Source organism: Pseudomonas macauensis (genome assembly GCF_047902425.1).
In the GTDB taxonomy this organism is placed as follows: Bacteria; Pseudomonadota; Gammaproteobacteria; order Pseudomonadales; family Pseudomonadaceae; genus Pseudomonas.
In genome coordinates, this window is sequence record NZ_CP138377.1 from 2,233,149 (window position 1) to 2,243,900 (window position 10,752).

Here is a 10,752-nt window from a genome sequence, read left to right on the forward strand (position 1 = left end):
CTACAAAAACACCTCATGGCAGGCGCGGATGCCTGGGCACGAAAAAGCCGGGCATCGGCCCGGCTTTTTCATTACCGCAAACCTCAGCCGCGCTGACGCTTGGGCAGGACGTCCTTGAGCTTGGCATGCATGCTGCGCACGGCCTTCTCGGTGGTGTCCCAGTCGATGCAGGCGTCGGTGATGGAAACACCGTACTGCAGCTGGCAGAGATCTTTCGGGATCGGCTGGCTGCCCCAGCCCAGGTGGCTTTCCACCATCAGGCCGACGATGGAGTTGTTGCCTTCGGCGATCTGGTTGGCGACGTTGTCCATCACCAGCGGCTGCAGCGCCGGGTCCTTGTTGGAGTTGGCGTGGCTGCAGTCGACCATCACGTTCAGCGGGATCTTCGCCTTGGTCAGTTCCTGTTCGCACAGGGCGACGCTGACCGAATCGTAGTTCGGCTTGCCGTTGCCGCCGCGCAGCACCACGTGGCCGTAGGCATTGCCCTTGGTGGTGACGATGGAGACGCCGCCTTCCTGGTTGATACCCAGGAAGCGGTGCGGGCTGGAAACCGACTGCAGGGCGTTGATCGCCACGGTTAGGCTGCCGTCGGTGCCGTTCTTGAAGCCGACCGCCGAGGACAGGCCCGAGGCCATCTCGCGGTGGGTCTGGGATTCGGTGGTGCGCGCGCCGATGGCCGACCAGCTGATCAGGTCCTGCAGGTACTGCGGGGAGATCGGGTCGAGCGCTTCGGTGGCGGTGGGCAGGCCCATCTCGGCGAGGTCGCGCAGCAGCTGGCGGCCGATATGCAGGCCGTCCTGGATCTTGAAGGAGTCATCCAGGTAGGGGTCGTTGATCAGCCCCTTCCAGCCCACGGTGGTGCGCGGCTTTTCGAAGTACACGCGCATCACCAGGAACAGGGTATCGGAGACCTCCGCGGCCAGTACCTTCAGGCGCTCGGCGTATTCGTGGGCGGCCTTGATGTCGTGGATCGAGCAGGGGCCGATCACCACGAACAGGCGGTGGTCCTTGCCATCGAGGATGTCGCGGACGACCTGGCGGCCGTTGGCGACGGTGCGCAGGGCGGCGTCGGTCAGGGGGATTTCGCGCTTGAGCTGCTCCGGCGTGATCAGGGTCTCGTTGGAGGCAACGTTAAGGTCGTCGATCTGTAAATCAGCCATCGTGGTACTCAATCAGGTCACGGGTGCCGGCCGCCAGAAATCCCCGTGCGATGGGGCGCAGGCAGATATTCGCTAAGGGGAACCCGAACCTTAACCGGTCCGACGCTGGCTCGACAATGGCCTTTGGCAGGAAAATGCCCGGACCACGGGCATTTGCGCGACTTTCTGCGCGAGCGGCGTCAGACTGCGCAAAACAATGGGAAGTCCTGGGCGTTGTGCGCGATCCATTCCAGGGCGAGTTCCTCGAACGACAGCGCGGCGCCCGTCTCCTGTTCGCGCTGCCGCCGGTAGCGCTCTATCTGGCATACCTGCTCGACCATGCGGGCGCGGAACAGCGTGTCTTCGTCGATGAAGGCGATGCCGACGATGTAGTCGCTGTTCTGCTTGCGACTCCAGGCCACTACGCCCGGGTAGCGCGCCGAGTCGCCCAGCAGGGGAATGCGCAGCTCGATGGACGTGCCGCGGCGAAAGCCCCGTGGCGAGTTGCACGCCACACCGCCGAGGCTGATATTGTGCAGTCGCTGGCGCGGCAGGAAGGTCTGCTTGCGAATGACCAGTTCAACCGGAAGGTCACAGGGGTGACGCAGGAACTGCCGCATGACGGAATGCTCCGACCGCAATCTTTCTAGTATTGGCCACTTGAGTATAGTGCCGGCCCTTGAGCTGACCGACCTGGACGCCGACCGCCGGCTGCTTTCCCTTCCAGGCGTGTCGCTGGTTGTGTTCACCAGCGAGGGTTGCTCGTCCTGCCGATGGGCGCGGGCGAAGCTGCCGGAGTTCGGCCTTCCTGTGGACCGCCTGTGCTGGATCGACGCCGGCCGCAGCGGCGGGCTGGTGGCGCGCTATGGCGTGTTCCACCTGCCGGCGACGTTCCTGGTGCGTGACGGCCATTTTCTCGGCCCGATACACGCCGCCCTGCGTCCCGAATCCCTGAACGACGCCGTGCGCGCTGGCCTGTCGCGCCCGGCTGAGGAGTTGCCTTGATGAATCTGCGAATCGGCATCATTGGAACCGGCGCCATCGGCGGTTTCTATGGCCTGATGCTGGCCCGCGCCGGCCATGACGTGCATTTCCTGCTGCGTAGCGAGTACCCGGCGGTGGTGGAGAACGGTCTGCGCCTGAACAGCCAGGTGTATGGCGAGCTGAGCCTGGCGCCGGTGAACGCCTATGACGACGCCGCGCGCATGCCGCCTTGCGACTGGCTGCTGGTCGGCGCCAAGACCACCAGCAACGCCAGCTTGGCGCCCCTGATCGCCCAGGCGGCCGCCCGGGGTGCCAAGGTCCTGCTGCTGCAGAATGGCCTGGCGGTCGAGGATGAACTGCGGGCGCTGCTGCCCGACCACCTGCATCTGCTGGGTGGCCTCTGCTTCATCTGCGTGCACCGCAGCGCGCCGGGTGTCATCGAGCACCAGGCTTTCGGCGCGGTGAACATCGGTTACCACTCGGGCCCCGCAGTGGGTGAGCCGGAGCGCCTGGCCATCGTCGAGGAGGGCGTCGAGCTGTTCCGCAGCGCCGAACTGGGCTCCAACGCCATGCCCAGCCTCGAATATGCACGCTGGCAGAAACTGGTGTGGAACATCCCCTACAACGGTCTTTCGGTACTGCTCGACAGCGGCACCCGGGCGATCATGGACAACCCCGACAGCCGCGCCCTGGTGGCCGAGCTGATGGAGGAGGTAGTGGCCGGCGCGAAGGCTTGCGGGCATTCGCTGCCGCCGAACATCGTCGGCGCGATGTTGGCCTCGACCGACGCCATGCCGGATTACCTGCCGAGCATGTATCACGACTTCGCGCAGCATCGACCGCTGGAGCTGGGCGCGATCTACGCCGCGCCCCTGGAGGCTGCACGCAAGGCCGGGCGCGAGCTGCCGAAAATCGAGGCGCTCTACCGCGCCCTGCGTTTCATCGACGCGCGCAACCAGGCTCATTGAGCCAATACCTCGGAGAGCGACATGGCGAAGGGACTGGGCGATAAGCTGGTGGTGGCGATTTCCTCGCGGGCGCTGTTCGACCTGCGCGAGAGCCACCAGGTGTATGAGCGCGAGGGCGTTGAAGCCTATCGCCAGTACCAGATCGCCCGAGAGGACGAAGTGCTGCCGCCCGGCGATGCCTTCGCCCTGGTGCAGAAGCTGCTGGCGCTCAACGGCGACTCGGACAGCGCACCGGTGGAGGTCATCCTGGTTTCGCGCAACAGCGCCGATACCGGCCTGCGGGTGTTCAACTCGATCCAGCACTACGGCCTGGGCATTTCCCGCGCCGCCTTCGTCGGTGGCCGCAGCCCCTATCCCTACCTGAAAGCATTCAACTGCCACCTGTTCCTCTCCACCCATATCGACGACGTACGCAGTGCCTTGGATGCCGGTTTTGCTGCTGCCACCATCCTTTCCGGTGGGACCCGGCGCGAGAGCAATGGGGAGCTGCGCTTCGCCTTCGATGGCGATGCGGTGCTGTTCTCCGACGCTTCCGAGCGCGTCTACCAGCAGGGCGGGCTGGAGGCGTTCCAGACCCATGAGCGCGAGTCCGCCCGCGAGCCCCTGGGCGGCGGTCCGTTCAAGCCCTTCCTCGCCGCGCTCAACCGGGTGCAGCAGGCGTTCCCGCAGGAGTCCTGCCCGATTCGCACCGCGCTGGTCACCGCCCGTTCGGCGCCGGCGCATGAGCGGGTGATCCGCACGCTGCGCGAATGGGATATCCGCCTCGACGAGTCGCTGTTCCTCGGTGGCCTGGACAAGGCCGCGTTCCTCGAAGCCTTCGCCGCCGACGTGTTCTTCGACGACCAGGCGGGGCATTGCGAGAAGGCTCGCGAGGTGGTCGCCACCGGGCATGTGCCGCACGGCGTAAGCAACGAAAAGCAGACCGCCGGATAGCCGCCAGGCCGCGACAGTCGGTCCCTGCGGAGCGCCGCGCGTTCTGCTGCTACGCTGCTGATAGGCCCGCCGCGCAGGCAGTCGAGGAGGCCGCATGATCCGATCGATTCTTTACGCTACCGACCTTGGCCTCTACGCGCCTTATGTCCTCCAGCATGCCCTCTCGCTGGCCCGTGCCTATGGGGTCCAGTTGTACGTGGTGCACGCCGTGGAGCCGCTCGGACTGTTCGCCGAGTCGGTGCTGCAGACCTACCTGGACGAGAACACCCTCAACGAAATGCGCACCAATGGTTTGCACAACGTCATGGGCAGCATCGAGCAGCGCGTGATGGAAGGGTTCCGCGACGAGCTGGGGGAGCTGCGTCAGGATGCCGAGCTGATCCACTCCGTGCGGGTCATCCAGGGGGACCCGCCGATGGTGATCCTCGACGAGGCGCGGCGTCTGGGTGTGGACCTGATCGTCGCCGGCAGCCACAGCCACGGGGAGGGGCTGAACACGCCGCTGGGGCGCACCGCGGGGCGTCTGGTGCAATTGGCGGAGGTGCCGGTGTACCTGGTACCGATGCTGCTGCACCGTTGAACGCAGTGTGACAATGCGTCGGATAAGACCGGAATTTCCGTATGGCTTTAGACGAATGGCATGCAGAGCTAAAAAAAACGTCTAGTTTTATTCCTTAAACCATTAATATGGTTATAAAACATAAGCCCCTGATCGCGGGTCGCGACATTCTTTCCGAGGAAATTCCATGAAGCTTCAGCAACTGCGCTATATCTGGGAAGTCGCGCACCACGACCTGAACGTTTCGGCCACTGCTCAAAGCCTGTATACCTCCCAGCCCGGCATCAGCAAGCAGATCCGCCTGCTGGAAGACGAGCTGGGCGTCGAAGTCTTCGCCCGCAGCGGTAAGCACCTCACCCGCGTCACCCCGGCCGGCGAGCGCATCATCAACACCGCCGGCGAGATCCTGCGCAAGGTCGAAAGCATCAAGCAGATCGCCCAGGAATTCTCCAACGAGAAGAAGGGCACCCTGTCCATCGCCACCACCCACACCCAGGCGCGCTATGCGCTGCCGGGTGTGATCAGCGGCTTCATCAAGCAATATCCGGACGTCTCCCTGCACATGCACCAGGGCACGCCGATGCAGATCGCCGAGATGGCCGCCGACGGCACCGTCGACTTCGCCATCGCCACCGAGGCACTGGAGCTGTTCGGTGACCTGATCATGATGCCGTGCTACCGCTGGAACCGTTGCGTGATCGTGCCCCAGGGCCACCCGCTGACCAAGGTGCCGAAGCTGACCCTGGAACTGCTGGCCGAACAGCCCATCGTCACCTACGTGTTCGGTTTCACCGGTCGTTCCAAGCTGGACGAAGCCTTCAACCAGCGTGGCCTGGTGCCGAAGGTGGTATTCACCGCCGCCGACGCCGACGTGATCAAGACCTACGTGCGCCTGGGCCTGGGCGTGGGCATCGTGGCTCACATGGCGGTCGATCCGAAGCTCGACAGCGACCTGGTGATGCTCGACGCCAGCCACCTGTTCGAATCCAGCGTGACCAAGATCGGTTTCCGTCGCGGCACCTTCCTGCGCGGTTTCATGTGCGACTTCATCGAGAAGTTCGCCCCGCACCTGACCCGCGACCTGCTCTCCAAGGCCGTGCAGTGCCACAACAAGACCGAGCTCGACGAGCTGTTCGACGGCATCGAATTGCCGGTTTACTGATTACTGCTCGCTCCAACGAAGAAGCCCGGCATCTGCCGGGCTTCTTCATTTCAGCGAATACGCCAGCGCAACAGCAGCAACGCGACGAAAGCCAGGCCCGCCCCTGTGAGGAACGTGGAGCTGGCACCGAAACTCTGCCAGAGCCAACCAGCCAGCACACTGGCCAGCAGCATGGCGAGGCCACTGGCGAGGTTGAACACGCCGAAGGCGGTACCTTTCAGATCGGCCGGTGTGGTGTCGGCGATCAGGGTGGCCAGCAGGCCCTGGGTGAAGCCCATGTGCAAACCCCAGACAGCCACGCCAAGCAGCATCAAGGGAGTGGAGTCTGCCCAGGCCAGCAGCAGGTCCGCCGCCACCAGCAGAAGCATGCCGATGGCCAGCAGACCGGTGCGGTCGGTGCGGTCCGACCACCATCCCACCGGGTAGGCCGAGAGCATGAACAGCAGCGACATCACCACCATCACCACCGGCGTCCAGGCCATCGGCAGGCCCAGGTTCTGCGCGCGCAGCACCAGGAAGGCCTCGCTGAAGCGGGCGAGGGTGAACACCGCGCCGATCCCGACCACCCACCAGTAGCGCGCCGGGAAGCTGCGCAGCGCATCGCGATGGATCGGTGAGCGGAAGCGGTGACGGCCGGCGGCATGCTCCGGCTCCTTGACGAAGAAGATGATCGCCAACACCGCGAGGCCCGCCGGGATGCAGGCGAACCAGAACACCAGCGGCAGGTTGTTGCCCAGCCAGAGCATCAGGGCGATCGCCAGCAAGGGGCCTGCGAAGGCGCCGACGGTATCCATCGATTGACGCAGGCCGAAGCAGGCGCCGCGGATGGAAGGCGGCGCCACATCGGCGATCAGCGCATCGCGTGGGGCGCCGCGAATGCCTTTGCCGATGCGGTCGAGCAGGCGCGCGGTGAAGATGGCTTCGCCGGAGGTGGCCAGCGGAAACAGAGGCTTGGACAGCGCAGCCAGGCCATAGCCGAACAGCACCAGACCCTTGCGCCGGCCTAGGAAGTCGCTGATGGCGCCGGAGAACACCTTGACGATCAGCGCGCTGGCCTCGGCGATGCCTTCGATCAGGCCGACGGTGAGCATGCTCAGCCCCAGGCTGCCGACCAGGAACAGCGGCAGCAGGCTGTGCAGCAGCTCCGAGGAGACGTCCATGAACAGGCTGACGAAGCCCAGCGCCCAGACGGTGCCGGGGATGCGGGGGCGGGAAGGTTCCGAACCGTCGGGCATGGCCGACATCCTTGTGCGCTACAGGGGCGCTCAGTATTGCCCGGAGGGGATCAAGAAAGCGTCAAGTATGCCGCTTCAGAGACGGTCGAGATCGTCCCGGCCGGCCAGCTCCGCCAGCGCCTCGCGGGAGTCCAGCGGCAGCTCGCCACGGCCTTCCAGCACTTCGTGGAGGAAGCTCATGAACACGGTGTAAACGACCTCGCGACCGTCATCGTGGCGGACCACGAAGAAGGGGGCGGTGTCCACGCCGTACTGCGCGGCAACCATCCAGCCGGCACTGCCGGGGTTGCGCTCGTCGGCGACCAGGGTGCGGTCGATGCGGTCCAGATAACCGCCTTTCTCCAGACGTTCGTGCACTTCGCGGCACTTGCGGCAGTCCTGGCCGTTGGCCAGGACTTTCTTCACCAGGGTGATGCGCATGGGATCGGCTCCGCCGCAGGCATGCAGGCGTCCGATCCTGGCTGCGGGCTGACGTAGAAATTTCCGTCAGCCGAGGGTAAGGCCTCAGGCCTTGCTGATCAAATTGCCAGCGTGCAGACCGCATTCCTTCTGCGTGGCTTCCTCCCACCACCAGCGGCCTTCGCGCTCGTGCTGGTTGGGTAGTACCGGGCGGGTGCAGGGCTCGCAGCCGATGCTGATGAAGCCGCGCTCGTGCAGGCTGTTGTAGGGAATTTCCAGCATGCGGATGTAGGCCCAGACTTCCTCGCTGCTCATGTTGGCCAGCGGGTTGAATTTGAACAGCGGCTTTTCCGGGGTGGAGAAGGCGCTGTCGAGTTCCACCACCGCGACCTGGCTGCGGGTGCCGGGGCTCTGGTCCTTGCGCTGGCCGGTGGCCCAGGCGGTGACGGTGGATAGCTTGCGCTTGAGCGGCTCGATCTTGCGGATGCCGCAGCACTCGCCGTGGCCGTCCTTGTAGAAGCTGAACAGGCCCTTTTCCTTGACGAAGGCTTCCAGCAGGCGCGGGTCGGGCGACATCACTTCGATGGCGATGCCGTAGTGCTCGCGCACCTGCTCGATGAAGCGGTAGGTCTCGGGGTGCAGGCGCCCGGTATCCAGGCTGAAGACCTTCACGTTCTTGTTGAGCTTCCAGGCCATGTCCACCAGCACCACGTCCTCGGCGCCGCTGAAGGAGATCCACAGGTCGTCGCCGAAGTGCTCGAAGGCGAACTTCAGAACGTCCTGGGGGGATTTGCTGGCATAGCTCGCGGCGATTTCCGCGATGTCGAACGGATGGCTCATCAGGCGGTATTCCTAGTTTTGGTGGCGCGGGGCGCTCTTTGCCGGGATGGTAGCAAAGAGGTGGATATGCCCCTAAATAACCTTCGGAAAGGTGCACTGTAGTTTTTGGGTATAAGTGCCGCGTTGCGCCGTCCCGGGCGAGCGGCTAGAGTGCCGCCTCTCAAGTCAAACCTGCGGGGAAATCGTTCGTGGAAATCGCCTGTCTCGACCTGGAAGGGGTTCTGGTTCCGGAAATCTGGATCGCCTTCGCTGAAAAAACCGGTATCGATGCGCTCAAGGCGACGACTCGCGATATTCCGGACTACGACGTGCTGATGAAGCAGCGTCTGCGCATCCTCGACGAGCATGGCCTGAAGCTGTCCGACATCCAGGAAGTGATCGCCACCCTCAAGCCGCTGGAAGGTGCGGTGGAGTTCGTCGACTGGCTGCGCGAGCGCTTCCAGGTGGTGATTCTCTCCGACACCTTCTATGAGTTCTCCCAGCCGCTGATGCGCCAGCTCGGCTTCCCGACCCTGCTGTGCCACAAGCTGATCACCGACGAGACCGACCGCGTGGTCGGCTACCAGCTGCGCCAGAAGGACCCGAAGCGCCAGTCGGTCATCGCCTTCAAGAGCCTGTACTACCGCGTGATCGCCGCCGGCGACTCCTACAACGACACCACCATGCTCAGCGAAGCCCATGCCGGCATCCTGTTCCATGCGCCGGACAACGTGATCCGCGAGTTCCCGCAGTTCCCGGCGGTGCACACCTATGAGGACCTGAAGAAGGAGTTCCTCAAGGCGTCGAACCGTCAGCTCAGCCTGTAAGAGCGGCTGTGACGAAAAAGCCCCGCGAATGCGGGGCTTTTTGTTTTCCGGGAGGGTGGCTGACATACGTAGGAGCTGACTTTGTCCGCGATGCCTTTCGGACCGGCCTGTTGGTCGGATCGCTGATGAAATCCGCTCCAGCGGGGATTTTCAGACGTGCTGCGCAGTTGGTCGCAGGTCTGGCGAAACGGCGTACAACCGCGAACGGTTGTACGCCCTACGGGGCTTTACGGCGGTTTTTCGTAGGAGCGAGCTTGCTCGCGAACCGCTTAACTCCGCAGCTGCCGGAGAGTCTGTTCGCGAGCAAGCTCGCTCCTACAGACGCCCCATGAACCCTCGCGGGGTTTACAGGCTCTCCAGGGTCCGCAGCAGCACGCCGACCTTGGTCAGCGACTCCTCGTACTCCTCCTGCCAGTCCGAGTCGGCGACGATGCCGCCGCCGCCCCAGCAACTGACCTGATCGTCCTTCACCAGCAGGGTGCGGATGGCGATGGAGCTGTCCATCTCGCCGCGCACGTCGAGGTAGAGCAGGCTGCCGCAGTAGATGCTGCGCCGGGTCGGCTCCAGTTCGTCGATGATCTGCATGGCGCGCACCTTCGGCGCGCCGGTGATGGAGCCGCCGGGGAAACTGCCTTCGAGCAGGTCCAGGGCGTCCTTGCCGTCCGCCAGCTCGCCCGTGACGCTGCTGACCAGGTGGTGGACGTTGGGGTAGGTCTCCAGCGCGAACAGTTCCGGCACCCGCACGCTGCCGGGGCGGCAGCTGCGGCCCAGGTCGTTGCGCAGCAGGTCGACGATCATCAGGTTCTCGGCGCGGTCCTTCTCGCTGGCCAGCAGGGTCTCGGCGTTGGCCTGGTCGGCCTCTGGCGTCATGCCGCGCGGGCGGGTGCCCTTGATCGGGCGGGTTTCCACCTGGCGGCCGTGGAGCTGGATGAAGCGCTCGGGCGACAGGCTCAGCACTGCGCCTTCGGGCAGTTCCAGGTAGCCGGCGAAGGGCGTCGGGCAGGCTTCGCGCAGCGCCCGGTAGGCCAGCCACGGCGAGCCGCTGCAGGGCGCGCGGAAGCGCTGGGTGTAGTTCACCTGGTAGCAGTCGCCGTCGAGGATGTAGCGGTGCACCTGGTCCAGGGCGTCGCGGTACTGCTCGCGTGTGAGGTCTGGTCTGAATGGCGAGCCGAGGCGGAAGGGCGGCAGTGTGTCTGCCTGGGCTTCGTTCTCGAACAGCGCAATCAACCGCTCGCGCTCGCTCGGCTCCAGGGTCGGGTGGAACACCAGCTGGCTGGTGCGCTCCTGATGGTCGGTGACCTGCGCCCAGGCATAGAGACCGAGGCGGGCGTCGGGCAGGTCGAGGTCGTCGAGTGCGGGAGCGGCCAGGCGTTCGATGCGGCGGCCGAAGTCGTAACTCAGATAGCCGATGATTCCGCCGACGAATGGCAACTTCCGGTCGTCCGGCAGCCGGGCTTCGCCCAGGCTCTGCAGCGCGCTTCTTACCCGGGCGAAAAAGCGCTTGGCCGATTCGTCGGCGGTCGGTGCCAGTTCTGCCAATGGCCAGGCGCTCAGAAGGTCATAGCGTCCACGGGTGGCAAAAGGGCGGCCGGCGTCCAGCAGAACGGCGCCAGGTGCGCGATGGATCAAGGCGAAGCGATCACCAGGGTCTTCCTGATAGGGAAGAGGGTGTATGAAACAGTGAGGCATGAGTGAAAGCGTGCAAGGCGAATGGGAGGTTTCAGATC

General features: G+C 64.7%; 12 protein-coding genes. 6 read left to right on the plus strand and 6 right to left on the minus strand.

The features are described 5' to 3' along the window. Window positions 1-83: 83 nt before the first annotated feature. The gene (locus SD196_RS10635) at window positions 84-1,160 is read right to left on the minus strand and encodes a 3-deoxy-7-phosphoheptulonate synthase (RefSeq protein ID WP_275607704.1); all 1,077 of its coding nucleotides are present in this window, start codon (window positions 1,158-1,160) and stop codon (window positions 84-86) included. Window positions 1,161-1,339: 179 nt separating this feature from the next. Beyond that, a complete protein-coding gene (locus SD196_RS10640; protein ID WP_275607703.1) occupies window positions 1,340-1,759 on the minus strand; it encodes a PilZ domain-containing protein in 420 nt (139 codons plus the stop codon). On the opposite strand from SD196_RS10640, the gene SD196_RS10645 reads away from it, so the two are divergent. The 5 genes from SD196_RS10645 (at window position 1,758) to cysB (ending at window position 5,745) form a co-directional block, all read left to right on the plus strand. Next, window positions 1,758-2,144 (plus strand): thioredoxin, encoded by a 387-nt coding sequence (locus SD196_RS10645; RefSeq protein ID WP_416311419.1) that lies wholly within the window; start codon window positions 1,758-1,760, stop codon window positions 2,142-2,144. The genes SD196_RS10640 and SD196_RS10645 overlap by 2 nt on opposite strands. Continuing rightward, complete coding sequence (locus SD196_RS10650; RefSeq protein WP_416311420.1) at window positions 2,144-3,091, plus strand: putative 2-dehydropantoate 2-reductase; 948 nt, start codon at window positions 2,144-2,146, stop codon at window positions 3,089-3,091. Before SD196_RS10645 ends, SD196_RS10650 begins: the two co-directional genes overlap by 1 nt. A 21-nt stretch (window positions 3,092-3,112) precedes the next feature. Beyond that, window positions 3,113-4,024, plus strand: a complete 912-nt coding sequence (locus tag SD196_RS10655; protein WP_275607700.1) for a 5'-nucleotidase — start codon at window positions 3,113-3,115, stop codon at window positions 4,022-4,024. Between the two features lie 94 nt (window positions 4,025-4,118). Beyond that, a complete protein-coding gene (locus SD196_RS10660; RefSeq protein ID WP_416311421.1) occupies window positions 4,119-4,604 on the plus strand; it encodes a universal stress protein in 486 nt (161 codons plus the stop codon). Window positions 4,605-4,770: 166 nt separating this feature from the next. Then, window positions 4,771-5,745, plus strand: coding sequence for an HTH-type transcriptional regulator CysB (gene cysB / locus SD196_RS10665; RefSeq protein ID WP_331314069.1), 975 nt, complete (start codon window positions 4,771-4,773; stop codon window positions 5,743-5,745). Between the two features lie 50 nt (window positions 5,746-5,795). Here cysB and SD196_RS10670 read toward each other — a convergent pair whose 3' ends face one another. The 3 genes from SD196_RS10670 to SD196_RS10680 all read right to left on the minus strand — a co-directional run bounded on the left by SD196_RS10670 (window position 5,796) and on the right by SD196_RS10680 (window position 8,219). After that, window positions 5,796-6,980, minus strand: a complete 1,185-nt coding sequence (locus tag SD196_RS10670; RefSeq protein WP_416311422.1) for an MFS transporter — start codon at window positions 6,978-6,980, stop codon at window positions 5,796-5,798. A 75-nt stretch (window positions 6,981-7,055) separates the two neighbouring features. Further along, a complete protein-coding gene (locus SD196_RS10675) occupies window positions 7,056-7,400 on the minus strand; it encodes a hypothetical protein (protein ID WP_416311423.1) in 345 nt (114 codons plus the stop codon). A gap of 84 nt (window positions 7,401-7,484) precedes the next feature. Further along, window positions 7,485-8,219 carry a phosphoadenylyl-sulfate reductase gene (locus SD196_RS10680; protein ID WP_331314084.1) on the minus strand — a complete coding sequence of 245 codons (735 nt, stop codon included), beginning with the start codon at window positions 8,217-8,219 and terminating at the stop codon, window positions 7,485-7,487. A gap of 188 nt (window positions 8,220-8,407) precedes the next feature. Here SD196_RS10680 and thrH point away from each other — a divergent pair, with 188 nt between their 5' ends. Next, window positions 8,408-9,025, plus strand: a complete 618-nt coding sequence (thrH, locus tag SD196_RS10685) for a bifunctional phosphoserine phosphatase/homoserine phosphotransferase ThrH (RefSeq protein ID WP_275607696.1) — start codon at window positions 8,408-8,410, stop codon at window positions 9,023-9,025. 345 nt (window positions 9,026-9,370) lie between these two features. On the opposite strand, the gene pabB is transcribed toward thrH, so the two are convergent. Beyond that, complete coding sequence (pabB, locus tag SD196_RS10690) at window positions 9,371-10,714, minus strand: aminodeoxychorismate synthase component I (RefSeq protein WP_416311424.1); 1,344 nt, start codon at window positions 10,712-10,714, stop codon at window positions 9,371-9,373. Between the last annotated feature and the right edge of the window lie 38 nt (window positions 10,715-10,752).

Excerpts from the sequence above, each read along its gene's own strand:
- SD196_RS10635 (WP_275607704.1), bottom strand. The coding sequence starts at position 1,160 with ATGGCTGATTTACAGATCGACGACCTTAACGTTGCCTCCAACGAGACC.
- SD196_RS10645 (WP_416311419.1), top strand. The coding sequence starts at position 1,758 with ATGACGGAATGCTCCGACCGCAATCTTTCTAGTATTGGCCACTTGAGT.
- SD196_RS10640 (WP_275607703.1), bottom strand. The coding sequence starts at position 1,759 with ATGCGGCAGTTCCTGCGTCACCCCTGTGACCTTCCGGTTGAACTGGTC.
- SD196_RS10650 (WP_416311420.1), top strand. The coding sequence starts at position 2,144 with ATGAATCTGCGAATCGGCATCATTGGAACCGGCGCCATCGGCGGTTTC.
- SD196_RS10655 (WP_275607700.1), top strand. The coding sequence starts at position 3,113 with ATGGCGAAGGGACTGGGCGATAAGCTGGTGGTGGCGATTTCCTCGCGG.
- SD196_RS10660 (WP_416311421.1), top strand. The coding sequence starts at position 4,119 with ATGATCCGATCGATTCTTTACGCTACCGACCTTGGCCTCTACGCGCCT.
- cysB (WP_331314069.1), top strand. The coding sequence starts at position 4,771 with ATGAAGCTTCAGCAACTGCGCTATATCTGGGAAGTCGCGCACCACGAC.
- SD196_RS10670 (WP_416311422.1), bottom strand. The coding sequence starts at position 6,980 with ATGCCCGACGGTTCGGAACCTTCCCGCCCCCGCATCCCCGGCACCGTC.
- SD196_RS10675 (WP_416311423.1), bottom strand. The coding sequence starts at position 7,400 with ATGCGCATCACCCTGGTGAAGAAAGTCCTGGCCAACGGCCAGGACTGC.
- SD196_RS10680 (WP_331314084.1), bottom strand. The coding sequence starts at position 8,219 with ATGAGCCATCCGTTCGACATCGCGGAAATCGCCGCGAGCTATGCCAGC.
- pabB (WP_416311424.1), bottom strand. The coding sequence starts at position 10,714 with ATGCCTCACTGTTTCATACACCCTCTTCCCTATCAGGAAGACCCTGGT.